Annotated in this window: 18 protein-coding genes and 2 pseudogenes; 8 read left to right on the top strand and 12 right to left on the bottom strand. The window is 66.8% G+C overall.

The genetic code is table 11. The features are described from left to right. Positions 1-7: 7 nt before the first annotated feature. The 3 genes from HW532_RS21790 to HW532_RS21800 all read right to left on the bottom strand — a co-directional run bounded on the left by HW532_RS21790 (position 8) and on the right by HW532_RS21800 (position 2484). A complete protein-coding gene (locus HW532_RS21790; RefSeq protein ID WP_213162459.1) occupies positions 8-523 on the bottom strand; it encodes a SixA phosphatase family protein in 516 nt (171 codons plus the stop codon). 8 nt (positions 524-531) lie between these two features. Continuing rightward, complete coding sequence (gene metA, locus HW532_RS21795) at positions 532-1488, bottom strand: homoserine O-acetyltransferase MetA (protein WP_213162460.1); 957 nt, start codon at positions 1486-1488, stop codon at positions 532-534. A 132-nt stretch (positions 1489-1620) separates the two neighbouring features. Then, on the bottom strand, positions 1621-2484 hold the full coding sequence (locus HW532_RS21800; RefSeq protein ID WP_213162461.1) for a DEAD/DEAH box helicase family protein: 864 nt from the start codon (positions 2482-2484) through the stop codon (positions 1621-1623). A gap of 222 nt (positions 2485-2706) precedes the next feature. Here HW532_RS21800 and HW532_RS21805 point away from each other — a divergent pair, with 222 nt between their 5' ends. Beyond that, entirely contained in the window at positions 2707-4272 is a 1566-nt protein-coding gene (locus tag HW532_RS21805) for a methyltransferase regulatory domain-containing protein (RefSeq protein WP_213162462.1), read from the top strand. Positions 4273-4493: 221 nt separating this feature from the next. Here HW532_RS21805 and HW532_RS21810 read toward each other — a convergent pair whose 3' ends face one another. Continuing rightward, positions 4494-5339, bottom strand: coding sequence for an AAA family ATPase (locus HW532_RS21810; RefSeq protein WP_213162463.1), 846 nt, complete (start codon positions 5337-5339; stop codon positions 4494-4496). A gap of 227 nt (positions 5340-5566) precedes the next feature. Here HW532_RS21810 and dksA point away from each other — a divergent pair, with 227 nt between their 5' ends. Next, positions 5567-5983 carry an RNA polymerase-binding protein DksA gene (gene dksA / locus HW532_RS21815; protein ID WP_213162464.1) on the top strand — a complete coding sequence of 139 codons (417 nt, stop codon included), beginning with the start codon at positions 5567-5569 and terminating at the stop codon, positions 5981-5983. 75 nt (positions 5984-6058) lie between these two features. Here the strand turns inward: dksA and HW532_RS21820 are convergent, their stop codons facing one another. Then, positions 6059-6976 carry a cation diffusion facilitator family transporter gene (locus tag HW532_RS21820; RefSeq protein WP_213162465.1) on the bottom strand — a complete coding sequence of 306 codons (918 nt, stop codon included), beginning with the start codon at positions 6974-6976 and terminating at the stop codon, positions 6059-6061. A gap of 36 nt (positions 6977-7012) precedes the next feature. Then, positions 7013-7624 (bottom strand): flagellar biosynthetic protein FliO, encoded by a 612-nt coding sequence (locus tag HW532_RS21825; RefSeq protein WP_213162466.1) that lies wholly within the window; start codon positions 7622-7624, stop codon positions 7013-7015. A gap of 228 nt (positions 7625-7852) precedes the next feature. Here HW532_RS21825 and cckA point away from each other — a divergent pair, with 228 nt between their 5' ends. Next, a complete protein-coding gene (gene cckA, locus HW532_RS21830; protein ID WP_213162467.1) occupies positions 7853-10390 on the top strand; it encodes a cell cycle histidine kinase CckA in 2538 nt (845 codons plus the stop codon). 482 nt (positions 10391-10872) lie between these two features. Continuing rightward, entirely contained in the window at positions 10873-12225 is a 1353-nt protein-coding gene (locus tag HW532_RS21835) for an amidase (RefSeq protein ID WP_213162468.1), read from the top strand. A 527-nt stretch (positions 12226-12752) separates the two neighbouring features. Here HW532_RS21835 and HW532_RS21840 read toward each other — a convergent pair. The 3 genes and pseudogenes from HW532_RS21840 to HW532_RS21850 all read right to left on the bottom strand — a co-directional run bounded on the left by HW532_RS21840 (position 12753) and on the right by HW532_RS21850 (position 14988). Further along, the gene (locus HW532_RS21840; protein WP_213162469.1) at positions 12753-13394 is read right to left on the bottom strand and encodes a lysophospholipid acyltransferase family protein; all 642 of its coding nucleotides are present in this window, start codon (positions 13392-13394) and stop codon (positions 12753-12755) included. 18 nt (positions 13395-13412) lie between these two features. Then, a complete protein-coding gene (locus tag HW532_RS21845) occupies positions 13413-14372 on the bottom strand; it encodes a phosphatidate cytidylyltransferase (RefSeq protein ID WP_213162470.1) in 960 nt (319 codons plus the stop codon). Beyond that, positions 14369-14988: pseudogene (locus tag HW532_RS21850) on the bottom strand (CDP-alcohol phosphatidyltransferase family protein). Before HW532_RS21850 ends, HW532_RS21845 begins: the two are co-directional and overlap by 4 nt. Before the next feature lie 257 nt (positions 14989-15245). On the opposite strand from HW532_RS21850, the gene recA reads away from it, so the two are divergent. The 3 genes and pseudogenes from recA to HW532_RS21865 all read left to right on the top strand — a co-directional run bounded on the left by recA (position 15246) and on the right by HW532_RS21865 (position 20650). Then, on the top strand, positions 15246-16349 hold the full coding sequence (gene recA, locus HW532_RS21855) for a recombinase RecA (protein WP_213162471.1): 1104 nt from the start codon (positions 15246-15248) through the stop codon (positions 16347-16349). Positions 16350-16650: 301 nt separating this feature from the next. Continuing rightward, positions 16651-19334 (top strand): annotated as a pseudogene (gene alaS, locus HW532_RS21860) (alanine--tRNA ligase). A gap of 101 nt (positions 19335-19435) precedes the next feature. Next, entirely contained in the window at positions 19436-20650 is a 1215-nt protein-coding gene (locus HW532_RS21865; RefSeq protein ID WP_213162472.1) for a cyclic nucleotide-gated ion channel, read from the top strand. 13 nt (positions 20651-20663) lie between these two features. Here the strand turns inward: HW532_RS21865 and HW532_RS21870 are convergent, their stop codons facing one another. The 3 genes from HW532_RS21870 to glpQ form a co-directional block, all read right to left on the bottom strand. Beyond that, positions 20664-21131: a GFA family protein gene (locus HW532_RS21870; RefSeq protein WP_213162473.1), complete on the bottom strand. Its 468-nt coding sequence runs from the start codon at positions 21129-21131 to the stop codon at positions 20664-20666. A gap of 79 nt (positions 21132-21210) precedes the next feature. After that, positions 21211-22428 carry an NADP-dependent isocitrate dehydrogenase gene (locus tag HW532_RS21875; protein ID WP_213162474.1) on the bottom strand — a complete coding sequence of 406 codons (1218 nt, stop codon included), beginning with the start codon at positions 22426-22428 and terminating at the stop codon, positions 21211-21213. Between the two features lie 129 nt (positions 22429-22557). Beyond that, positions 22558-23610, bottom strand: a complete 1053-nt coding sequence (gene glpQ / locus HW532_RS21880) for a glycerophosphodiester phosphodiesterase (RefSeq protein WP_213162475.1) — start codon at positions 23608-23610, stop codon at positions 22558-22560. 167 nt (positions 23611-23777) lie between these two features. Between glpQ and HW532_RS21885 the strand changes: the two genes are divergently transcribed. Further along, complete coding sequence (locus HW532_RS21885) at positions 23778-24584, top strand: RNA methyltransferase (protein WP_213162476.1); 807 nt, start codon at positions 23778-23780, stop codon at positions 24582-24584. Positions 24585-24618 lie beyond the last annotated feature (34 nt).

Here is a 24618-nt window from a genome sequence, read left to right on the forward strand (position 1 = left end):
GCCGCCCCTAGAGATCCTTGGGCCGGGTGAAGCTGACGAGCGTTCCCGCGCCCGGTGCGATATCCGCCCAGTCGTCGGCGTCGAAATCGATGACGGCGAGGGCTCCCGTGGGGAATTTCCGGCGCATCGCCTTCAGCGCGGCCCTGGCGCCGTCGCCGGCGAGCGCGTCGGCGAGTGTTTCGAGAGACGGGTTGTGGCCGACGACGAGAATCGGCGACGCCGTGCCGCCTTCGCCGCGCAGGGCGGCCAGCGGGCTTGTCCCGTCACCGAAATCGTAGAGCCTGTCATCGATATGGATGGGCGGCGCCGCGTCGAGCTGGGGGACGACGAGATCGAGCGTCTGGCGCGCGCGTATCGCCGGCGAGCATAGCGCGAGCCGGGGGGCGTGGCCGTTCTCGCGCATATACCGGCCCATGAGCGGGGCGGCCTTCTCGCCGCGCCCGTTGAGCGGCCGGTCGCGATCGTCGAGCGCCGGGTTGTCCCAGCTCGACTTGGCGTGGCGCAGAAGCAGGAGGCGCAGCATCGAGCCCCCTATTTCGCGGCGACCGGCTGCGGTTGCCGCACGGCCGGCGCCTCGCCGATCCGGGCGATATCGAAGGGGGTCGTCTGATAGACCTCGTTGATCCAGTTGCCGAACAGCAGGTGGGCGTGGCTGCGCCAGCGGTTCTCCGGCTCCGCATGGGGATCGTCGCCGGGGAAATAATTCGTCGGAAGCTGGATGTCCTTGCCCGCCTCGGTGTCGCGCCAATACTCCTCCGCAAGGCTGCGGCTGTCATATTCGATGTGGTTGAACATGTAGAGCATGCGCCGGGTGGGGTCGGCGACGAAGCACAGGCCGGCCTCGTCGGATTCCATCAGCACCTCCAGCCCGCGGTCGTCCGGCAGGTCCTTGCGGAGCACTTCCGTCCAGCGCGAGACGGGAATCGAGAAATCGTCGGAGAAGCCGCGCAGATAGGGCGAGGCCGGGTTGAGGTTCTTGTGGCGGAACACGCCGAAGGCCTTCCGGGGCAGGGGGTATTTCGGCACGTCGTGGAAATGGTGCAGCGCGGCCTGCGCGCCCCAGCAGATGGCGAAGGTGGAATGGACGTTGGTCTGCGTCCACTCGAAGATCCGGGTGAGCTCGTCCCAGTAGTTCACTTCCTCGAACTCGAGCAGCTCGATCGGCGCGCCGGTGATGATCAACCCGTCGAACTTCTCGTGCGCGACCTCCTCCCATGTGCGGTAGAAGGCGAGGATGTGCTCCGCGGACGTGTTCTTCGGCTTGTGATTGGTCATGCGCACGAGCGACAGCTCCACTTGCAGGGGCGTCGCGCCGACCAGCCGGGCGAACTGGGCCTCGGTGCGGATCTTGTTGGGCATGAGGTTGAGCATGCCGATACGCAGCGGGCGGATGTCCTGCCTGTCGGCAAGCTCCTCCGTCATGACCATCACGCCTTCCTGCTCCAGCGTCGCGCGCGCCGGCAGATCGTCCGGTATCTTGATCGGCATGGGCTTTGGAAACGTCCTCCCCTGTCCTGTGCGCCCGGTCTGTCCGGGCGGCCCGAAAGGTGATGAACATTTAGGCGGTCGCGCCGTGCGCTGCAAGCGCTCCGCCCTCTGGCAAGGCGGCGGCCCGCGGGGTCAGGCCCGCTGGTCGATCGCCCTGGAGACCAGCGAGACGAAGCCAGCCTCGCTGACGATACCGGCGACCTCGTCGGCCTCGATCGTATAGCCGAAATTGCGCGCTATGGCTTCGTAATAGGGGATCCGGCGGTCGAGAAGCTGTTCGAAGCCCCACACCGCGAAGCCGTCCGGATCGACCTCCTCGTCGCGCGCGAGGCCGTGCATGCGCTTGTAGTCCGCCCAGCTTTCCTCGAGGAAGGCTTCCGGATAGTACATGGGTTTCGGCGCCGCCCGGAACCGGTCCACCAGCATGCGCTTGTGCTGCTCGGTGCCGCGGATATAGAGCAGCAGCGTGTGCTCCGACAGGCATTTCAGGACGGGGTCGTTCGGATCGTCCGGGTCGACCACCTCGCACAGGCTGCCGCCGGAATCGCACAGGAAACGCGCATAGCCGTAGATGGTGCGCGCCTTCTCGATGAACTCGGGCACGTCGAGCAGGGCCGCGATCTCGGCGGCCTTGTGCTGGGCCTGACGGCGCCGGTATTCCGCGAACGAGATGCCGCCCCGGTCCGGATTGCCGGGCTTTCCGAGATAGGTCGACAGCGGGGCGAGATTGTCGAAGGTGATGTTGGAGGAGATGTAGATCGAATCCGTCATCAGGAGCTGGCGCAGGAGAGGCACCTTCATCGCCTCGCGCTTGAACTCGTCGACAATGTATTCGCCCATGTAGCGCGTGCCGATGCGGTAGTCGACGGAGTAGTGGAACCAGTCGTGGCGCCTGAGCATGTTGCCGAGCGAGGTCTTGCCGACGCCGGACATGCCGAACACCGTGACGGCTTTGGCCGGCCAGTCGCGGAATGCCTCGCCACTCTCGAACCGCATCGCCGTCTCACCCCGTGAACGCCCTTGAGGAGCACCCCTTAATACAGGGCGCTCGCGGGGGCAACGAAAGAGTCCGTGGCCGCCGGGTGCGGTTGCGGGGTATCGGAACTGCACTTTATAATTGCACAAACGATGATCTTCCCCTAAAAGGGGTGTCCTGTTTGGGGCACATCGTGCACAGCGTTACGCTGCGACGAAGACAGCGGGACAAGAGGGGGCATCATGACATCTTGGTCATCGGGCTACGTTACCGATATCGACTATTTTCCGGGTTTCTATGCGGAGCTGTCGCCGGAGCGCTGCGCCTTCGGGCTGCTCAGCCAGGGGCTTGCCCAATGCGGCCGGACGCTGGGGCCGGGACGCTCCGCCGATCCCGCCTATCTGGAGCTCGGCTTCGGCTACGGGGTGTCGCTGGCGGTTCACGCCGCGGCCTGTCCCGGCACCTATTGGGGCGCCGACTTCAATCCCGCGCATGCGCTCTATGCGCGCGATCTCGCCGAGGCGTCGGGGGCGGACATGACCGTCGCCGACGACAGTTTCGAGGAACTGCTTGCCCGGCCCGACCTGCCGCAATTCGACATGATCGCCGTGCACGGTGTCTGGTCGTGGGTGAGCGACAGCAACCGGGACGCACTCATCGCGCTCGTGAGGCGCCATCTGAAGCCCGGCGGCGTGCTCAATATCAGCTACAATTGCGAGCCGGGCTGGGCCCAGATCGCCCCGTGGCAGCGCCTTGTGTCGTTCATGGCGCATGGCGGCGGGCGCGGGCAGACGATCTCCGAGCGCGCCGACGCGGCCGTGGGGTTCATGAACCGGCTGCGCGAGGCCGGCGCAGCCTGCTTCACGGGCAATCCTGCCCTTGGCGACTATGTGGACGGGCTCGACCGGCACAATGCCCACTATGTGATCCACGAGCATCTCAACCGGCACTGGCGGCCCATGCTGTTCGCGGAGACGGCGAAGCTTCTTGCGGAGGCCAAGGTCGGCTTCGCGGCGTCGGCGCGGCCGCTCGACTATGTGAGCGGCATCAACCTGACCGCAGAGATGCAGGAGGTCCTGAACGGGATCTCCGACCCGGTTGTTCGGCAGACGGTCTACGACTACTGCGTCAACAGGCGGTTCCGGTGGGATCTCTTCGCGCGCGGAGTGCGCAGGATGCCGGCCACGGACCAGCGCGAGACGCTGCTGGCCACGCGGGTCGCGCTGGCGAGTACGCCGTCGGCCATTCCCATGACTGTGCCGGCCGCGCTCGGCGAGGCGGAGCTGAGACAGGACATATACCGGCCCCTGATCGACGCCCTGGCGAAGGACGACTGCGCGCCGCGGTCGCTCGCCTCGCTGCGCGACGAGCCGGGCTTGAAATCGCTCGAATTCGGTCAACTCGCCGAGGCGGTCATCATCCTGGTCGGCGCCGGCCACGCCCATCCCGTCCAGCAGGAGGCGGTCATAGAGCGCGCGAGGCCCGCCTGCGCCCGGCTCAACAGCCATCTCTGCGCACAGGCCCTGTCCCGCGAGGAAGTCAATGTGCTGGCCTCGCCGGTGATCGGAACGGGCGTCACGGTGCCCCGGTTCCACCAGATGTTCCTCCACGCCATCGCCGAGGGGCACAAGACACCGCGGGACTGGGCGAAATCGGCCTGGGAGGCCCTGTCGGCCTGCGGTCAGCTCGTGCTGAAGGAGAACAAGACGCTGGAGACCCCGGAAGAGAACCTGGCCGAGCTGGAAAGCATCGCGAAGACGTTCCAGAGCGACCGCTTGCCCATCCTGAAGACGCTGGGGATCGCCTGAGGCCAGTGCATCGGCGAAGTTGAGAGAAGATTTCATGAATCTCTCTCAAGGCATTGACAATAATATGATTCAGTAGCGATCCGGCACCCGGAGGCAAGACCGGCGCCACAGGGTGCCCGGGGTCGGAAGCCGCCGGGCCCTGTCTTGCCGGGACAAGCCCGGCAATGACGACCTGGACGGGAGTCCGGGTCGGTGCATCGCGCGCCGATTGGCGATTCGACCTAACGCTGCTCGCGGCGGGACATGAAGGCCAGCCTTTCGAAGAGCTGGACATCCTGCTCGTTCTTCAGCAGCGCGCCATGGAGCGGCGGAATGAGCTTACGGGTATCGCGCTCGCTAAGCGCCTCGGGCGGGATGTCCTCGTTGAGCAGGAGCTTGATCCAGTCGAGGAGTTCCGAGGTCGACGGCTTCTTCTTCAAGCCCGGAACCTCGCGCAGCTCGTAGAAGGCGTTCAGCGCTTCGGAGACCAGCCGCGACTTGAGCCCCGGGAAATGGACGTCCACGATCTCCGCCATGGTGTCCGCGTCGGGGAACTTGATGTAGTGGAAGAAGCAGCGGCGCAGAAAGGCGTCCGGCAGCTCCTTCTCGTTGTTGGAGGTGATGATCACGACGGGGCGCTGGCGGGCCCGCACGGTCTCGCCGGTCTCGTAGACGTAGAACTCCATCCGGTCGAGCTCCTGGAGGAGATCGTTCGGAAACTCGATATCGGCCTTGTCGATCTCGTCGATCAGCAGCACGACGCGGGCATCGGCCTCGAACGCCTCCCACAGCCTGCCCTTGCGGATATAGTTGCGGACATCCTTCACGCGCTCGTCGCCGAGCTGGGAATCGCGCAGGCGCGTCACGGCGTCGTACTCGTAGAGCCCCTGATGGGCCTTCGTCGTCGACTTCACGTGCCATGTGACGAGCGGCATCTCCAGTGCCCCCGCCACCTCCTCGGCAAGCACCGTCTTGCCGGTGCCGGGCTCGCCCTTCACGAGGAGGGGCCGCTCCAGCGCGATGGCGGCATTCACCGCGATGCGCAGGTCCTCCGTGGCGACATAGCTGGCTGTTCCTTCGAATTTCATTGGACGGGACATCCTCTGGCAGGGTCGTGGGCACCGTGGGACGGGAGGGCTCGTTTTATCGAATGGCGGCCGCGTTGACCAGAAGCGCAAACCGCATCGCACCGCTCCGGCAGGTGGTGTGAGAGAAAAGCTGTCGTAAGAGGCGAGTTAGGTATTGTCCGTCACCGCCGAGGTGGATATATAGGCGCCACTCACGGGAGGAACGCTGATTAGCGTTGAGGTGTTCGATGGCTGTGGACATCACAGAGGATTACAGGCCGTCAGACGACGAGCCCTTCATGAACGAACGCCAGCGGGAATATTTCCGCAACAAGCTGTTAGCCTGGAAAGACGATATTCTGCGGGAAAGTCGCGAGACCCTGGAGAACCTGCAGAACGAGAACGCCCAGTTGCCGGACCTCGCGGATCGCGCATCCACCGAGACCGACCGCGCGCTGGAGCTGAGGACCAGGGACCGTCAGCGCAAGCTCATTGCCAAGATCGACGCGGCACTGGAGCGGATCGAGGACGGCACATACGGCTATTGCGAGGAAACTGGCGAACCGATCAGCTTGAAGAGGCTCGACGCACGGCCGATTGCGACCTTGTCGGTCGAGGCGCAGGAACGCCACGAACGGCGAGAGCGCGTCTATCGCGACGACTGACCGGCGGGGCCGCGGAATGCGGCCTCTTACAGTTTCGGCATACGGAAAGCCGGCCCGGAGCAGTCCGGGTCGACGTCAGGCGTGTTCCTGGCGAGGGGGCTCGGCCTGCCGGTCGTCCGCGCAACCCGACTGCTCGATCTCGACGGTCGCGTGCGAGATGCCGAACTTTTCCGAAAGCCGCGCCTTGATGTCGGCGTTGGCCTGTTCCGCGCCCGCCGCCTCGGCGATGCGCGCATGGAGCGTGATGAGCGGGCGCTCCTGGGTCAGCGACCAGATATGGACGTGATGGACATCCTCCACCTGCGGTACGGCGGCGACGAGGTCGTTGGCGATCTCCTCGACTGAAAGGTGATCGGGCGTGCCTTCCAGCAGGATGTGGCCTGCCTCGGAGACGAGCCGCCAGGCGCCACGCAGCAGGATGAGCCCGACCAGCGCGGAAAGCAGCGGGTCGATCGGCGTCCATCCGGTCCAGATGATGACGAGGGCGGCGAGGAGGGCGGCCACCGATCCGAGCAGGTCGCCCAGGACGTGGAGCAGCGCGCCGCGAATATTGAGGTTCTCCCGGTCGCCGCCATGGAGCAGGGCGAAGGCGGCGATATTGACCGCAAGCCCTGCGAGCGCGACGACGAGCATGGTGCCGCCGAGCACCTCCACGGGCGAGAACAGCCGGTCGGCGGCCTCGAAGAAGATCCAGCCCACCACGAAGAACAGCGCGATGCCGTTGGCGAAGGCGACCAGGATCTGCAGCCGGTCGAAGCCGTAGGTGCGCTTGCGGTCGGGCGGATGGGCGGCGAGCCTGAAGGCGTACCAGGCGAAGCCGAGGGAAACGGCGTCGGTGAGCATGTGGCCGGCATCGGCGATGAGGGCCAGCGACCCGGAGATCAGGCCGCCGGCGACCTCAGCCACCATGAAGCCGCCGGTGAGCGCGGCCGCCCAGAATGTGCGCCGCTCGTTGCGTTTATGCCCGTGACCCTCGTGCGATACCCCTGTCATGCCGCTTGAGGCCGCTCCCCGTTCAGGTCCCGGCCGTCAGTACCTGTCGGAATCGTCGTCGCGCGTCGTCTCCGCGGGACGGATGCTGCGCGGATCGGGAACGGAACCGCTCTCATGCGTGCGCGCTCCGCTCCTGGGATAGGGCGGCGGCGTGTCGCCATAGTCGGAGGCGGGCTCCACCGCCGGCGGCTCGGGCGGGCGCATGGCAGCCGCGTCATCCGCACCGCGCGCCGCGCCGTACCCGCCGAACAGCGGTGGCTCGGAGTGCTGCTGGGCCCCGGGCGCCTCGCGGCGCGGCATGGCGGGCTCCGGCGCGCGATAGGGCTCCGGAGGCGCGAAATCGCGCTCGCGGCGCACGGGCGGCTCGTCGTCCCGGCCCATGCCTGTGCCGCTTCGGGCGATGTTGGTCTCCACCACGACATCCTGCGGGCCGCCGATCATGAGAAGATGCTCCACGGAATCGCGGCGCACGAGCACGAGGCGGCGCGTCTGGTCCACGGCCTCGACCTCGGTGACGGCAAGGCGCGCGCCGCCGCCTGTTCCGATGCGCCGGCCCCATCTGCGGGCGACGAGCAGGATGACGAGCAGCGCGAGGAGGACGACGAAGACGGTCAGAAAGACCTGCCAATACTCGCTAATGAACTCCATTAGACCCAGTTTCCCATTCTTTCCGGCGGCGACGCCGGCTTTCCCGAGGCGACAACACTAGCAGACTTGCCGATTTGCGGTCACGCGCTGGATGCGATGCCGGCGCGGCCATGGATATCGTGGTAAACGGCGCAGGCCGACCGCAGCGGCGATGGCTTCAGGCCGCGCGCCGGCTCCCGCGAACCGTTATACTGCCCGTGATTCGTGCGAGCAGTGCAGACGGTGGCGATGACCGACACCCGGGTGAAGCAGGAGCGCGGGCAGACGGTGCCCTTGAACGACCGTTCGCATGGCCGGCAGTGGCTGGCCATTCTGCTCGCGCTGCTCCTCGCGGTGGCAAGTGCCGGGGCGGCCTACCGGTTTCACGGCGCGGCCCCCCTGTGGGCGCTGATTGCACTGGGCATTGTGTCATTTTTGGGTCTGATGGCCATTTTCGGCACGATGGCCGGTCTCGTCCATTTCGGCCGGGCCTCCCGACGGCAGCAATTCTTCGAGGCGCTGTTCGACGCCGTGCCGGAGGCCTGCGTGGTTACCGACCGGCGCGGGCGAGTGCTCTATTGCAACCGGCGCTACCGCGCGCTGGTGGAGCGTGCGGGCCTTGCGCGTCTCGTCGGCGTGGAAAGCCTCTATGCGGGATATCCGGAGATTTCCGACCGGATCTACCGGCTGGCCCAGGCCGCGCGAGACGGCGAGGGCGCGAGCGAGGAGTTCCGCCTGTCCGCCGGCAGCGCGGCGGCCGGCGCCTATCCCGACAAGTCGGCCTGGGTGCGGATCTCGGTGGATTGCGCGGTCCGCGACGGCGGGGGAGGGCCGGTCACGCTGTGGCGCGTCGCCGATGCGACCGACGAGCGCGCGCGCCAGGAGGAGGCCTTCGAGCACCTCCAGTTCATCATCAACTATCTCGACCATGCCCCGGCCGGCTTCTTCTCCGCCGATGCGGACGGCAATATCGAGTATATCAACGCAACGCTCGCGGAGTGGCTGGGTGTCGACCTCGCCGAGACGACCGGCGGCGCGCTCAATCTGAAGGACATCGTCGCGGATACCGGTGAGCAGATCCTCGCCGGCGCGGTTCCGGGGCCCGGCGGGATCGCCATAGAGAGCTTCGATCTCGACCTGAAGACGCGGGACGGGCGCATCGTGCCGGCGCGTATCGTCCACCGGCTCGATTTCGACGAGGAGGGCCGGCAGAAGCCGTCGCGCTCGCTCGTCCTCGACATGCGGCCGGAGGCGGAGGGTGGCATGGCCTCCGAGCCCACCGAGATCCGGCTGTCGCGGCTCGTCAACTCCGCCCCCATCGGCATTGCCGAGGTCGACGAGGACGGCTGTATCGCCAATGCCAATGCCGCTTTCACGAAGGTAATGGGCAAGAAGGCGGCCCGCGGCGCCGGGCTCGCCGATCTGGTGGGCGAGGAGGAACGCGGCGCCATCGCGCAGGCCGTCGACGCCGCGCGCGATGGCCGCGTGCCCGCGCCGGTGGACGCCAATCTCGCCGGCGAGGAGGGGCGGACCGCGCAGCTTTTCTTCAGCCGCGCGGAGGACGCCGCGGGCGGTGCCGCGCGGGTCGTGGTCTATGCGGTCGACACCACCGCGCACCGGTCGCTGGAGATGCAGTTCGCCCAGAGCCAGAAGATGCAGGCCATCGGCCAGCTCGCCGGCGGCATCGCGCACGACTTCAACAATGTCCTCACCGCGATCATCGGCTTCTCCGACCTCCTGCTCGCCAAGCACCGGCCGACCGACCCGTCCTTCAAGGACATGATGAACATCAAGCAGAACGCCAACCGGGCGGCCAATCTGGTGCGCCAGCTCCTGGCCTTCTCGCGCCAGCAGACCCTGCGCCCGGAAGTGCTGTCGCTGACCGACGTTCTGTCTGACCTCGGAAACCTGCTCGGCCGGCTGCTCGGCGAGAAGATCGAGCTGCAGATCACCCATGGCCGCGATCTCTGGCCGGTCAAGGCGGATGTGAACCAGTTCGAGCAGGTGATCATCAACCTCGCCGTCAATGCCCGCGACGCCATGCCCGAGGGCGGCACGCTGACGGTGCGCACCGCCAATGCGAGCGTCGACAAGACCAAGACGCCGAAGCCCGACGTCATGCCGCCGGGCGACTATGTGCTCTGCGAGGTGTCCGACACCGGCACCGGCATGCCGCGGGAGGTGCTGGAGAAGATCTACGAGCCCTTCTTCTCCACCAAGGATATCGGCAAGGGAACGGGGCTCGGCCTCTCCACGGTCTACGGCATCGTCAAGCAGACCGGGGGCTTCATCTTCTGCGACAGCGAGGTCGGCAGGGGCACGACTTTCCGCATCTATCTGCCCCGCCATATCCAGAGCGAGGAGAAGGCGCCGGAGGACCGGGCCGACAAGCGCGACGCCAGGCGCGCCGACCTGACCGGCAAGGGGACGGTGCTGCTCGTGGAGGACGAGGAGGCCGTGCGCGCCTTCGCCGTGCGCGCGCTCGCCCAGCGCGGCTACACGGTTCTGGAGGCCGAACGCGGCGACGCTGCCATCGAGCTCGCCGCCGAGCACGAGGACGCCATCGATCTTCTCATCTCCGATGTCTCCATGCCGGAGATGGACGGTCCCACGCTCCTGAAGGAGCTGCGCAAGCGCGGCATGACGGCCAAGGTCATCTTCATCTCCGGCTATGCGGAGGACTCCTTCCGCAAGAATCTCGAGGATACGGAGGATTTCGCCTTCCTGCCCAAGCCGTTCACGCTCAAGCAGCTCGCCGCGGCGGTGAAGGACGCGATGGAGGGCTAGGGACGGCAGTCGGAGCGGTATGGCTATATATCGCCTGTGGCTAGTCTTGCGGTGCCGTCCAGGAGCGATCCCGGGACCCGATAGCGGCGCTGCCCGTATACGGCACCCGTCTCCGGTGCCTGAGCCCGGCCCCCTCTTCGTCATCCCCGCGAAAGCGGGAATCCATATCTTTGAAACTGCACATGGATCCCCGCTTTCGCGGGGATGACGGACAAGGATGCGGGGATGACGGACAAGGAATGCTGCATATGGACCGTGTCGCCAATGGATCCCGGGAACAACCATCGGCACGACCCTCGGTTGGACAATGACGCGTGAGCGCCCTATGCGGCAGCCTCGTGTGGATCGAGAGGTGGCGGGATTGTCTCTCTCTCTGCATGCCACGGCGCGCCCATTTTCCCGTTTTCCGTTCGGGAGGGCATGATATGGTCGCCGCCGACCCGCCCGTTCGAACCATCCCCACCATTTGCGAGTAAGAGGCCATGACCGCTTCGCCGACCCTGCCGACACTGGACCGCCATGCCAAGGATCTTGCCGAAGGGCGCACCACGTCGCGCGCTCTGGTTGAGGCCGCCCTTGCCCGCATCGACGAGACAAGCGGGGAGGGGGCGCGCGCCTTCGTGCGTGTCGACCGGGAAGAGGCGCTTCTCGCCGCCGACTACATGGATGCGCTGCGGGCCCGCGGCGCCGCACCATCGGCCTATGCCGGCATCCCGATCTCGGCGAAGGACCTGTTCGACCTTGCGGGCCAGGTGACGACGGCCGGCTCCACGGTGCTCGCGGGCGAGCCGTCGGCCGAGCGCGACGCGCCGGCGATCGCGCGGCTGAAGCAGGCGGGCCTCGTGGTGCTCGGGCGCACCAACATGACGGAATTCGCCTATTCGGGCGTCGGCCTCAACTCGCATTACGGCACGCCGGCCAGCATCTGGGACCGGGAAACGCGGCGCATTCCGGGCGGCTCCTCGGCGGGTGCGGGCGTCGCGGTGGCGGAGGCCATGGGTGTCGTCGGCATCGGCACGGATACGGGTGGATCCTGCCGCATTCCGGCGGCTTTCAACGGTATTGTCGGCTACAAGCCGTCCTCGGGCCGGGTGCCTTGCGAGGGGGCCTATCCGCTGGCGACGTCGCTCGATTCCGTGGGCCCGCTCGCCCCGAGCGTGGCTTGCGCGGCGGCCATCGATGCGCTGATGGCGGGCGACTGGGATGGCACGGTCGGCGAGCTCGATCCCGCGCGGATCCGCATCGGCGTGCCGCAGACGCTTGTCCTCGACGGGCTCGACGAGGCCGTGGCGCGCGACTTCGAGCGTGCGCTGGGCAAGCTCTCCCAGGCCGGCATGCGCGTCGAGGATATCACCCTCGCCGAGTTTGCCGAGCTGCCGAAGATCAATGCCGGCGGCGGGCTTGCCGCTGCCGAGGCCTATGCCTGGCACAGGGACATGCTGGAGGACCGCGAGGCCGATTACGATCCGCGGATCGCCCGGCGGATCCTCGCCGGCAAGGCGCTGTCGGCAGCCGACCTGATCGAGATCCTCGCGGCGCGCGAGGTGATGATCGACATCGCGGATGCCGCGATGGACGGTTTCGACGTCCTGGCCCTTCCCGCCGTCGCCATCGTCGCGCCTCCGGTCTCCGCGCTCGACCGGGACGAGGACTATATGCGCATCAACGCGACATGCCTGCGCAACACCGCCGTCGCGAACTTCCTCGACGGCTGCGCGATCACCATGCCGATGCAGGCGCCGGGCGAGGCGCCGACGGGGCTCATGCTTATGGCCGGGCACGGTGCGGACCGGCATCTGTTCGCCGTGGCAAAGGCGTGCGAGGCGCTGATTTAACAATCTTAGATAGTGAAATCGGAAAATCTCCTCAGGGTTGTGATTTGTGTTGACAGCCAGTGAGGGTGTTTGTAGATTTAAACAATCGAAGGTTGCAGACGGGTAGAGGCAACACGCAGATCGGGCGGCCTTCGAACTGGGTGGGACCGCACAGGCAGGGGGATCGGGCGATGGCGATGGGAGCAGCAGGCAGACGGGGATCGGCGCGCCGGCAAATGCCCGCATGCTGCGCCCTGCGCCCCAAAGCCCTCGCTACCTCGGATCTTTCCGTGCGGTTCAGTGGAATTACGGGTCCGGAGGCCGAGGCGGCCGGGTCCGGAACGGGATCTGCCGGGGCATATGGGGGCGAAAGCCTTCGCTCCGGTGGGTGGAAGGCCGGGTGCTCTGCTCCTCTCTCCCCATTGGCGGCTGATACTGTGCATCGCCCCTCAGGTAGGGCATCCGGCCTTTTCTGACTTAAGGCTCTGTACTTCAGTAGAACGGCCGGTTCCCCTTGGGTGCCGGTCGTTTTTCCTTTTCGCAGAGCCTCAGGTCCAGGGCGGGAAATGTCCCCGCGCGGCCAGCGCACTCATGCGTGCCTCGAGCGCCTCCATGAAGCCGGCTATGGAGCCCGTCCACGAGAACGCCTCGCCGACGAAGACGTCGCAGGTGAAGGGCACGAAGAGCCAGCTTCCCTTGGGCAGCGCCTTGCCCAGCCCGTGGAAGAAGACCGGGGTCACGGGGACCTCGGGTGCGGCCTTGGCCAGATGGGCGATGCCCTTCTTGTAGCGGGCAAGCCGCTCCGGCTCCCCGCGCGAACCTTCCGGGAAGAGGATCAGGATGTCGCCGCGGGCGAGCGCCGCCTCGCAGTCGGCGAGCGGATTGCCGCCGGCCCGGCCGCTGCGGTCGATGGGCAGGATGCCGATGAGCCGCGTGGCGATCCATTTCATGACCGGATTGGCGAGGAAATAGTCCATCGCGGCAACCGGGCGGATGCGGTCGAGGTCTCCCAGCGGAAACAGCGACATGAGCGTCAGCGTGTCGAGATGGGAGTTGTGGTTGGCGACGATGATCGCGGGGCCGGACCGCGGCAGGCGCTCGCGGTTGCGAATGTTAAGACCCATCACGAGCAGCACGATGCCGCGCACGACGAGGCCGAAGAAGACGAGACGGGCGAGCCGGGTGAGCATGGACTGCGTGCCTCGTCCTTACGGATAGAAGACATAGCGGAAGAAGTGAAAGAACACCGGCGCCGTGTAGGTGAGGCTGTCGACCCTGTCGAGGATGCCGCCATGGCCGGGAATAAGCTGACCGGTGTCCTTCACGCCGAGATCGCGCTTCATGGCCGACATGGTCACGTCGCCGACAAAGCCGGCGATTGCGATGATCGCGCCGGCAAGGGCGCCCCAGGCGGGTGTCATCGGCGTGAGCCACGGGCTGAGCGCGGCGCCGAGCGCGGCCGCGGTCGCCAGCCCGCCGAGGAACCCCTCCCAGGTCTTGTTCGGGCTGACCGTCGGCGTGATGCGGTGCCCGCCGGTGGCGCGCGAGAGCAGCTTGCCCCATGTGAATTGCGCGACGTCGTTGAACTGGGTGAGGAAGACGACGAAGAACAGCAGGCCAGCGCCGCCTGCGACCGGGTTCACCGGGCCGCCTGTGGTCAGCAGGATGCCCAGATGGCTCAAGGCAAACACCGTCATCATCAGGCCCCAGCTCAGCGTCCCGACAGCGGCGAGATGGCCGGCCGTCTCGCCCCTGAGCGCCATGAGCATGGGGAAAAACAGGAAGACCCAGATGGGAATGAAGACGATGAACATGCCGTACCAGCCATCCGCGATCCAGTAGAACTGGGCGGGCACCGCGAGATAGGCGCACAGGATCACCGAGCGGTCGATGCGCCGCGTCGGGATGAGGGAGAAATATTCCTTCAGTGCCAGATAGCTGATGAAGCCCAGGAACACGATGGCCGCTGTCTCGTTGAAGGCGACGGCGAGCGTGAAGGCGGCGACCATCCACCACCATGAGCGAATCCGTAAGGAGAGCTCGGAGGGGCCCTTGGCGTCGCGCCCGCGTCCGCGCTCCATCCAGGCGACGATGAGGGTGGCGGCGACGAGGAGGCCGTAGACGCCGGCGAGCGCCAGGACGACATTGTGGGGAATGGCGAGCGTCATGGGCGGGGGGCTCCGCTGTCCGATCGAAGGCCTGCGCGCATGCGGTTGGCGACGGTCCAGGCCGACAGGAGGGCGATGGCGGCGACATAGATGTCGCCCCAGGGAGCGAGCGGCAGGCCGGCCCCGTGAAGCACGGCCAGGAGGCCGAAGGCGGTGGCCCGGTCGCTCTTGCCCATGGGCCCGTCATAGCGCCGCTCCGACCCGATCGCGAGCGTGGCGAGGCCGGCCGCCTCGGTGAGCAGGGCCGCGAACACCGCGATCACGACGAGGGGCCGGACAGCCCCGCCACCAGCGCGAAGGGCAGGTAGAGCGCGGCGTCGGAAACGATGTCGCAGAGCTCGTTCAGAAGCGCGCCGAGCCGGCTCTTCTGGCCGAATTCGCGCGCCAGCATGCCGTCTATGGCATTGAGCGCCATGCGCGCGAAGAGAGTCGCGGGCAGCAGCAGGAAGGCCGGCGCGCTCCCCGGCGCAAGTGCCAGCCACGCGCCATGGGCAAGGCTCAGCCCGCAGGCGGCGAGCGTGACCTGGTTGGCGGTGACACCGCGCGCGGCGAGTGCCCGGCACAGAGGGCGCAGCAGGGCCTGGAAGCGCGGCTTGAGCGAATAGATCGACGGCATGGGCTCTCCGGTCCCCGAAATGACGGCTCCATGGAGACTGTTAGAGCAAAACGGCCCCACGCGTAAGCGTTCTCCACAGGAAAGTGTCGATAAACCAGATGCTTGGGCGCGAGCCCGGTATCATGTCACAGCGCGTCGGAGGGGCATGGAAATGAACGGTTGCGATGAGAACAAAAATAGTACATTCTCTCACCTCGAGCGCGACGGCCAGGGCGCATTGCATAGGCTCTGCCCATGTGAAATAAGGAATGCGACACATGTCCAAAGCGAATCTGCGGGTTGTTGAGACAGACAACATGGATAAGCAAAAAGCACTTCAGGCTGCCCTCGGACAGATCGAGCGCGCATTCGGCAAGGGCTCGATCATGCGGCTCGGCCAGGGCGAGAAGGCGGTGGAGACCGAGGTCGTGTCGACCGGGTCCCTGGGTCTCGACATCGCACTGGGCATTGGCGGGCTGCCGCGCGGACGTGTGGTGGAGATTTACGGGCCGGAATCCTCCGGCAAGACAACGCTTGCACTCCACACCGTGGCGGAAGCGCAGAAGAAGAGCGGCATCTGCGCCTTCGTCGATGCCGAGCACGCGCTCGATCCGGTCTATGCCCGCAAGCTCGGGGTCAATCTCGACGAGCTTCTGATCTCCCAGCCCGATACCGGCGAGCAGGCGCTGGAGATTGCCGACACTCTGGTGCGCTCCGGGGCGGTGGAGGTTCTGGTCATCGACTCGGTGGCCGCGCTCACGCCGCGCGCCGAGCTCGAGGGCGAGATGGGCGACAGCCAGCCCGGCCTGCAGGCCCGCCTGATGAGCCAGGCGCTCCGGAAGCTGACTGCGTCGATCTCCAAGTCCCACTGCATGGTGATCTTCATCAACCAGATCCGCATGAAGATCGGCGTGATGTATGGCAGCCCGGAGACGACGACCGGCGGCAATGCGCTGAAGTTCTATTCCTCCATCCGCCTCGACATCCGCCGCATCGGCTCGATCAAGGAGCGCGACGAGATCAAGGGCAACCAGACCCGCGTCAAGGTGGTCAAGAACAAGCTCGCCCCGCCATTCAAGCAGGTCCAGTTCGACATCATGTATGGCGAGGGTATCTCCAAGACCGGCGAGCTCATCGATCTCGGCGTGACCGCCGGCATCGTGGAGAAGGCGGGGTCCTGGTATTCCTATAACAATGAGCGGATCGGCCAGGGCCGGGAGAACGTCAAGACGTTCCTGAGGGAGAACCCGGAGGTTGCCCAGACGATCGAGAACGCGATCCGGGCCAATGCCGGCCTGCTCGGGGAACAGCTCATGACCCATCCGGAAAGCGACGGTGACGGCGACGCCTCCTCCGGCGACGATGTCGGCGCGACCGGCTGACCGGATCTCGCAGTGCCTTTCGGGCCGGTCGAACGGCCCCTGGACCGGCCGCGGATGCGAACGCGGCCGGTTTTGCTTGTTCCGGAGCGGTGTCTTGGAGCCGTGCGGGGCGTTTCCCATCTAAAGAGAAGCCTCGTCTGGACAGCCGGTGTCCCCGGACGCTAAAAGCGAACACCCTTCAGGGACCGCAAGGGCGCGGGCGCCGGGGGAGGGCGATGACGGTTTCAGGCAATGGCAGCCGGCCGGGCGCGCGCGACAGGGCGCGTGCCGGGCGTGTGGCCGCGAGGAGATGAGCACTCACATGACTGGGGTCAACGAGATCCGCACCCATTTCCTGGAGTATTTCCGCAAGCACGGCCACGAGGTCGTGCCGTCGGGACCGCTCGTTCCGCGCAACGATCCGACCCTGCTCTTCACCAATGCCGGCATGGTGCCGTTCAAGAACGTGTTCACCGGCGCGGAGAAACGCCCCTACAACCGTGCGACCACGGCGCAGAAATGCGTGCGCGCGGGCGGCAAGCACAACGATCTCGACAATGTCGGCTACACCGCGCGCCATCACACCTTCTTCGAGATGCTCGGCAACTTCTCCTTCGGCGACTATTTCAAGGATGTCGCGATCGAGCTGGCCTGGACACTGGTGACGAAGGAGTTCGGCCTGCCCGCCGACCGGCTGACGGCGACCGTCTATGCGCAGGACGAGGAGGCCTTCTCGCTCTGGCGGAAGATCTCCGGCCTGCCGGAAGAGCGCATCATCCGCATCCCCACCTCGGACAATTTCTGGGCGATGGGCGATACCGGCCCCTGCGGGCCCTGCTCGGAGATCTTCTACGATCACGGCCCCCATATTCCGGGCGGCCCCCCGGCAGCCCCGACGAGGACGGCGACCGGTTCGTGGAGATCTGGAACCTCGTCTTCATGCAGTACGAGCAGGTCACGCCGGACGAGCGTGTCGACCTGCCGCGCCCGTCCATCGACACCGGCATGGGCATCGAGCGGATCGCGGCGGTGCTCCAGGGCACGCACGACAATTACGAGATCGACCTGTTCACCGCGCTCATCGGGGCGTGCGAGGATATTACCGGCGTGGCCGCCGAAGGCGCGCAGGCGCCGAGCCACCGTGTCATCGCGGACCATCTGCGCGCGTCGAGCTTTCTCATCGCCGACGGCGTCCTGCCCTCCAATGAGGGGCGCGGCTACGTGCTCAGGCGGATCATGCGCCGCGCCATGCGCCACGCCCATCTCCTCGGTGTGGAGGAGCCGCTCATGTGGCGGCTCGTGCCCACGCTCGTGCGCGAGATGGGCCAGGCCTATGGCGAGCTTGTCCGGGCGGAGGCACTCGTCACCGAGACGCTGAAGCTGGAGGAGCGGCGCTTCCGCGACACGCTCGACCGCGGCCTGAAGATCCTCGAGGAGGAAGCCGCGGATCTCGGCGAGGGCGACCGCCTGCCGGGCGAGACGGCCTTCAAGCTCTACGACACCTACGGCTTCCCGCTCGACCTGACGGAGGACGCGCTGCGCCCGCGCGGCATCGGCGTCGACACGGACGGCTTCGACAAGGCGATGGAGCGCCAGCGCGCCGAGGCCCGCAAGGCGTGGGCCGGGTCCGGCGAGGCGGCGACCGAGACGGTCTGGTTCACGCTGAAGGATGAGCTCGGCGCGAGCGAGTTCCTCGGCTACGAGACGGAGACCGCGGAAGGCATCGTCGCGGCCCTCGTGCAGGACGGCGCGGCCGTGGAGACCCTCGCAGAGGGGGCGGAGGGCGCGGTTGTCGCGAACCAGACGCCGTTCTATGCGGAATCGGGCGGCCAGGTCGGCGACCGCGGTGCCATCCGCACCGCCGAGGGCGCGCTGTTCCGCGTCACCGACACGCAGAGGCGGGCCGACGGGCTGATCGTCCATCTCGGCCGCATGGAGGCCGGCACGCTCGAACGCGGCGACGTGATCGAGCTGGAGGTCGATCATCTGCGCCGCTCCGGTGCGCGCATCCACCATTCCGCGACCCACCTCGTCCACGAGGCGCTGCGCGAGGTGCTGGGCGAGCATGTCGCCCAGAAGGGCTCTCTGGTGGAGCCCGGCCGGCTGCGCTTCGATTTCGCCCATCCCGGCGCCATGTCGGCCGGCGACATCGAGAAGGTGGAGGAGATCGCCAACCGTGTCGTTGCACAGAACGATGAGGTCACGACCCGCCTCATGAGTGTGGACGAGGCCATTGCGGAGGGCGCGCGCGCCCTGTTCGGCGAGAAATACGGCGACGAGGTCCGCGTGGTCGCCATGGGCCACAAGCCCGGCGAGGGCGGCAACCGTCCGGTCTATTCTCTGGAACTGTGCGGCGGCACCCATGTGGCGCGCACCGGCGATATCGGGCTGGTCAAGATCGTTGCGGAGGGGGCCTCCGCGGCCGGTGTGCGCCGGATCGAGGCGCTCGCCGGCGATGCCGCGCGCGCCTATCTGGAACAGCAGGACGAGCGCGTCCAGGAGGCGGCCGCGATCCTCAAGGTCCGCCCGGTCGATCTGGTGGACCGCGTGAAGGCACTCGTCGAGGAGCGCCGGACGCTGGAGCGCGAGCTCGCCGATGCCCGCAAGAAGCTCGCCCTTGGCGGCGGCGGAGAGGCCGGCGGCGATGCCGGCATTGCCGAGATCGCGGGCGTGAAGGTGATGGCGCGGGTGTTGAACGGCATCGAGCCGAAGGATCTGCGCGGCCTCGTCGACGACGGCAAGAAGACGGTCGGCTCCGGCATCGTGGCGCTGATCGGCGTCAGCGCGGAAGGCAAGGCGGCGCTCGCCGTCGGCGTGACGAAGGACCTCGCCCCGACCTACAATGCCGTTGAACTCGTGCGCGCAGGCGCCGAAGCCGTCGGCGGCAAGGGCGGCGGCGGGCGGCCGGATATGGCGCAGGCGGGTGGACCGGACGGCGCGCGCGCGCAGGACGCGCTCAAGGCCATTGCCGACAAGGTCAGCGCGCTCGCCCCGGAAACGGCCTGATCCGACTGTCGCCGGGACCGGCGCCGGATCGGGCGGTCCGGTGCAGGACAGCGGGCAGTCGCCATCCCGTGACGGGGTGGCGCTGTTCCAGAGAGAGGCTCATGGACGCAAGGCGCGGTACACCGGCATCGTCGGGACGGCACCTCAGGCGCAGGCTCTTCGAGATCGTGGAGAATGGCTGGCGCCACGATCGCGCGGGCCGGTTCTTCGACGTCTTCATCGCGACGCTCATCATTGCCAATGTCGCCGCGACCATCGTGCAGACCGTGCCCGAGATTGCGGAACGGTACGGCACGCTCATTGACCGGTTCGACGCGGTCTGCGTCGCCATCTTCATCGTCGAATACGGCCTTCGCCTGTGGACGGTGAGCGAGCATCCGGTCTATGGGCGCCTGCCTGCGCTGCGCGGACGGCTGACCTTCGCGGCGACGCCGCTCATGATCCTCGATCTCGTGGCGATCCTGCCCTTCTTCGTCGCGCTGTTCTTCCCCGTGAATCTGGCCGCGATTCGCGTGTTGCGGCTGGTGCGCTTCTTCCGGCTCGTGCGCTATTCGCCGGCGCTCGGCACCATCGGCCGCGTCATCCGGGCGGAAGGCCGTGCGCTCGCGGCCTGCATCGTGGTCCTGTGCTCCGTGCTCATCCTGGCCTCGGTCGCGATGTACCTGGCGGAGGGCCATGTGCAGCCGGACAAGTTCGGCTCCGTGCCGGCGGCCATGTGGTGGGGCGTGGTGACGCTCTCGACCGTCGGCTATGGCGACGTGGTGCCGAGCACGCCCGGCGGACGCCTCATCGGCGCCATCGTCATGATCTGCGGATTCGGCCTGTTCGCGTTGCCCATCGGCATTCTCGCCTCCGGTTTCCAGCAGGAGATCCGGCGGCGCGATTTCGTCGTCACCTACACCATGGTGGCGAGCGTACCGCTCTTCGCCAATCTCGATGCGCATATGCTGGCGGAGGTGATGCGCAGCCTCAATTCGCGCCGCGTGCGGCCCGGCGAGCCGATCATCAGCGAGGGCGAAACCGCGGATGCGATGTATTTCATCATGGAAGGCAAGGTCGAGGTCGAGCTGCCCGAGGGGCCTGTCACCCTGTCGGCGGGCGACTTCTTCGGCGAGATGGCGCTTCTGCGCCACAGCCGCCACAGCGTGGGCGTGAAGGCGCTTGAGCAGTGCGAGCTCCTGATGCTGCGCGCCCACGATTTCCGTCTCCTGCTCGCCCGCCACCACGATTTCGCCGTCGCAATCCGCACCGCCGCAAAGAAGCGCGCCACGGAGAAACGCGGCGATCTGGTGATGTCGAAACCGGGGCCGTCCTGACTGTCGAGCGGACCTACTCGTCCCGGTCGGGATGCTGCAGGCTTTTCAGCCTGGCGAGACGCTCGGGCGCGATGTCGTTCTCGGTCCGCGTGCCCGGCAAGGTGTGGAGCTCGTCGAACCACGGCATGCGCGATTCGATCCCGAACTGCTCTTTCGGGCGAACGCGCGCAGGCTCGTCGAGGCTGCCGATGGACACGTCCATCCAGTCGCCGTCCGTGTAGCGGAAGCTTAGCGGCGTGCCGCAGGCCGGGCAGAAGCCGCGCTCGACGATTTCGGAGCTCCTGTAGAGGCCGGGCTCGCCCTTCGTCCAGGCGAAGTCCCGGTTGCGGACGGGGGCGAGCGGCGCGAAGAACGAGCCGAAGGCCTTCTGGCACATCCGGCAATGGCAGATATGCACGCCCTTCGGCTCCGCATAGAGGGCGTAGCGCACGGCGCCGCACTGGCAGCCGCCGGTATGCATGGGAGTGCGGTCGTCCGGCATGGGGCTCCTCCATCCTCACATGAAAACGGGGCGATGTTGCCATCGCCCCGCCGGATCGTACAGTGCCTCGTGGCCGATCTCAGGCCTTCGCCATGGCCTTCTCGAAATTCTCGGCCACCTTGTCGAGGAATCCGGTGGTCGACAGCCAGGGCTGGTCCGGGCCGACGAGGATCGCGAGATCCTTGGTCATGTCTCCGGCCTCCACCGTGTCGACAACGACGGTCTCCAGCGTCTGGGCGAAGGCCTTGAGCGCCTCGTTGCCGTCGAGCTTGGCGCGATGGGCAAGGCCGCGCGTCCAGGCGAAGATCGAGGCGATGGAGTTGGTGGAGGTCTCCTTGCCTTCCTGGTGCAGCCGGTAGTGGCGCGTCACGGTGCCGTGGGCGGCCTCCGCCTCGACCGTCTTGCCGTCGGGCGACATGAGTACCGACGTCATGAGGCCGAGCGAGCCGAAGCCCTGTGCCACCGTGTCGGACTGCACGTCGCCGTCATAGTTCTTGCAGGCCCACACATAGCCACCGTTCCACTTCATGGCGCAGGCGACCATGTCGTCGATCAGGCGATGCTCGTAGGTGATGCCGGCCTTCTCGAACTTGTCCTTGAACTCCGCGTCGTAGACCTCCTGGAACAGATCCTTGAAGCGGCCGTCATAGGCCTTCAGAATCGTGTTCTTGGTGGAGAGATAGACGGGCCAGCCGCGCATCAGGCCGTAATTCATCGAGGCGCGGGCGAAGTCGCGGATCGACTCGTCGAGATTGTACATGGACATGGCGACGCCCGGACCGGGGAAGTCGTAGACCTCGTGCTCGATCTCGGTGCCGTCCTCGCCGACGAACTTGACGGTGAGCTTGCCCTTGCCGGGGACCTTGAAGTCGGTGGCGCGGTACTGGTCGCCGAAGGCGTGGCGGCCGACCACGATAGGCTGCGTCCAGCCGGGCACGAGGCGGGGAATGTTCTTGCACACGATCGGCTCGCGGAAGATCACGCCGCCGAGGATGTTGCGGATCGTGCCATTGGGCGAGCGCCACATCTTCTTCAGGCCGAATTCCTCCACGCGCGCCTCGTCGGGCGTGATGGTCGCGCATTTGATGCCGACGCCGTATTTCTTGATGGCCTCGGCCGCCTCGACGGTGATCTTGTCGTCCGTCTCGTCGCGCTTCTCGACCCCGAGATCGTAGTATTTCAGATCGATATCGAGATAGGGAAGGATCAGCTTTTCCTTGATGAACGCCCAGATGATGCGGGTCATCTCGTCGCCATCGAGCTCGACGACAGGATTGTCGACCTTGATCTTGCTCATGAAACTCCTCGACTGGTGGCTCTTGGGAGGGTGTTGTCGGCGCGGACAATAGCCGAGGAGCGCGGGCGCGCCAAGTACGGGCGGGCGCGCAGGAGGCGTCAAATGCGCACCCGCCCGAAGGTCTTTGCGTCAGTTGGCGGCCGTCATCCGCCGGGCACGGTCGCGCACGAGGAACATGACGGCGCGGTCCGGGAAGTCGGTGAAGATGCCGTCGGCGCCGGCGTCGAACAGGACGACGGCCAGTTCCTCTTCCAGGCTCGCCGACCAGTCGGGCAGGTCGTCGGCACGCAGCGTGTAGGGGTGGACCTCCATCCCATTTTCGTGCGCGGCCTTCACGAGGCCGGTGAGGACGGGGCGGCCGGTCTCGTCGCGGCCTGTCACGATCTGCGGGATCCACGGGCCGACGCCGTCGGCAACCTTGGCGATTTCCGCTATGGCCTCCGGCGTCTTCATCCAGTCGTAATCGTTGTCGGGCGCCTCGTTCCAGTCGTTCTCCGCGATGAGCTGGACGAGCCGGCCCTCATAGCCGAGCTCGCCGCGGATACGCTGCGTCTCGTTCCAGTCGAAGCACTGGATATAGGCCCTGTCGCTCTTGGCCGTGTAGCCGTATTTGGCGAGCGTATCGACGACGATCTTCGAGATGTCCTGACCCTCGGCGCGGTGGAAGGCCGGCGCCTTGATCTCGGTATAGATGCCGACGGTGCGCCCCGTCGCCTTGTTGAGGCCCTGGATGAGCTGGAGCTCCTCCTCCAGTGTCGGCACCGCGAAGGACGACGCGTCGAGCGGGAAGCGGCCCGGATAGACGGCCTTGCCGGTCTCGCGGTCGAAGCGCTCGGTGGCCTTCAGGCCCTTGATCTCGTCGAGCGTGAAATCGATGGCGTAGAAGCGGCCGTCCTCGCGGGCGCGGTCGGGATAGACCTCGGCGACATTGGTCACCGTGTCGAGATAATGATCGTGCAGCACGACGGGCACGCCGTCCTTGGTGAGCACGACATCCTGTTCGATATAGTCGGCGCCCATGGCATGGGCCATGGCCTTGGCCGCCAGCGTGTGTTCGGGCAGGTAGCCGGACGCGCCGCGATGGGCGATGACGACCTTCTCCGCGGCGCCGGCCGGGCTGGCGCCCAGCATGGCGAGCCCGATGGCCGCGGCCGCGGCAAGCTTCGTGAGACGGGCGATCATGGCAGTCCTCCTTGGGTAGCGATCGCATGGACAGCCGCCGTTGATGACCGCCGATTGTGTCGTGCGCGTTACAAGGAAACCGCCCGGTTGCCGCCATGGCTTCCCACCGGCGTGAAAATCGCTTTAAAAGGGCTCCCGCGAACAGGTCTTGCAGGGACAGGGAGAGCATGGCGCAGAACGGACAGGCAGGGGCGGAGCGGCCGCAGACAGGCGCGCCGGCGGTGATTCTGGTGGAGCCGCAGCTCGGCGAGAATGTCGGCACGGCCGCGCGCGCCATGGCCAACTTCTCGCTGGGCGAGCTGCGCCTCGTCGCGCCGCGCGACGGCTGGCCGAACGAGCGCGCGGTCAAGGCCGCCTCCGGTGCCGATTTCATCGTGGAGGCCGCGCGTGTCTTCGATACGGTGGAGGAGGCCGTGGCCGATCTCAACATCGTGCTCGCCACGACGGCGCGCCGGCGCGACATGATCAAGCCCGTCTATTCGCCGGAGACGGCCGCTCGCGAGATGACGGCGCGGCTCGCCGATCCGGACGTCAGGGCCGGCATCCTGTTCGGCCGGGAGCGTACGGGGCTCGGCAATGACGAGGTGGCGCTCGCCGACGGCATCATCATGGCGCCGGTCAACACTGCCTTCGCTTCGCTCAATCTTGCCCAGGCGGTGCTGCTCGTCGGCTATGAATGGTTCAAGCTTCACACCGACGGCGCGCTCGGCCGCGAGACGCCGGTGGAGGCGGCGGGCCGGGAAGGGCTCTATACGGCGCATACGCGCGCGGCGACCAAGGAGGAGCTGATCGGGCTGTTCGAGCATCTCGAACGCGAGCTCGACGAGGCCAATTTCCTGCGCCCGCCGGAGAAGCGCCCGGCCATGGTGCGCAACCTGCGCAACATGCTCTCGCGCGCAAACCTCACCGAGCAGGAGGTCCGCACGCTGCGCGGTGTGATCGCGTCGCTCGTGCGCAATCATGAGCGGGGGTAGGGGCTCTGCCTGTCGGGGATCTGGGACGGCTCGA

The sequence above is a fragment of the Kaustia mangrovi genome (genome assembly GCF_015482775.1).
Taxonomy (GTDB): Bacteria; Pseudomonadota; Alphaproteobacteria; order Rhizobiales; family Im1; genus Kaustia; species Kaustia mangrovi.

What these genes read in the sequence shown, in the direction of transcription:
- HW532_RS21790 (WP_213162459.1), bottom strand. Translation starts at nt 523, where the DNA reads ATGCTGCGCCTCCTGCTTCTGCGCCACGCCAAGTCGAGCTGGGACAAC.
- metA (WP_213162460.1), bottom strand. Translation starts at nt 1,488, where the DNA reads ATGCCGATCAAGATACCGGACGATCTGCCGGCGCGCGCGACGCTGGAG.
- HW532_RS21800 (WP_213162461.1), bottom strand. Translation starts at nt 2,484, where the DNA reads ATGCGGTTCGAGAGTGGCGAGGCATTCCGCGACTGGCCGGCCAAAGCC.
- HW532_RS21805 (WP_213162462.1), top strand. Translation starts at nt 2,707, where the DNA reads ATGACATCTTGGTCATCGGGCTACGTTACCGATATCGACTATTTTCCG.
- HW532_RS21810 (WP_213162463.1), bottom strand. Translation starts at nt 5,339, where the DNA reads ATGAAATTCGAAGGAACAGCCAGCTATGTCGCCACGGAGGACCTGCGC.
- dksA (WP_213162464.1), top strand. Translation starts at nt 5,567, where the DNA reads ATGGCTGTGGACATCACAGAGGATTACAGGCCGTCAGACGACGAGCCC.
- HW532_RS21820 (WP_213162465.1), bottom strand. Translation starts at nt 6,976, where the DNA reads ATGACAGGGGTATCGCACGAGGGTCACGGGCATAAACGCAACGAGCGG.
- HW532_RS21825 (WP_213162466.1), bottom strand. Translation starts at nt 7,624, where the DNA reads ATGGAGTTCATTAGCGAGTATTGGCAGGTCTTTCTGACCGTCTTCGTC.
- cckA (WP_213162467.1), top strand. Translation starts at nt 7,853, where the DNA reads ATGACCGACACCCGGGTGAAGCAGGAGCGCGGGCAGACGGTGCCCTTG.
- HW532_RS21835 (WP_213162468.1), top strand. Translation starts at nt 10,873, where the DNA reads ATGACCGCTTCGCCGACCCTGCCGACACTGGACCGCCATGCCAAGGAT.
- HW532_RS21840 (WP_213162469.1), bottom strand. Translation starts at nt 13,394, where the DNA reads ATGCTCACCCGGCTCGCCCGTCTCGTCTTCTTCGGCCTCGTCGTGCGC.
- HW532_RS21845 (WP_213162470.1), bottom strand. Translation starts at nt 14,372, where the DNA reads ATGACGCTCGCCATTCCCCACAATGTCGTCCTGGCGCTCGCCGGCGTC.
- recA (WP_213162471.1), top strand. Translation starts at nt 15,246, where the DNA reads ATGTCCAAAGCGAATCTGCGGGTTGTTGAGACAGACAACATGGATAAG.
- HW532_RS21865 (WP_213162472.1), top strand. Translation starts at nt 19,436, where the DNA reads ATGGACGCAAGGCGCGGTACACCGGCATCGTCGGGACGGCACCTCAGG.
- HW532_RS21870 (WP_213162473.1), bottom strand. Translation starts at nt 21,131, where the DNA reads ATGCCGGACGACCGCACTCCCATGCATACCGGCGGCTGCCAGTGCGGC.
- HW532_RS21875 (WP_213162474.1), bottom strand. Translation starts at nt 22,428, where the DNA reads ATGAGCAAGATCAAGGTCGACAATCCTGTCGTCGAGCTCGATGGCGAC.
- glpQ (WP_213162475.1), bottom strand. Translation starts at nt 23,610, where the DNA reads ATGATCGCCCGTCTCACGAAGCTTGCCGCGGCCGCGGCCATCGGGCTC.
- HW532_RS21885 (WP_213162476.1), top strand. Translation starts at nt 23,778, where the DNA reads ATGGCGCAGAACGGACAGGCAGGGGCGGAGCGGCCGCAGACAGGCGCG.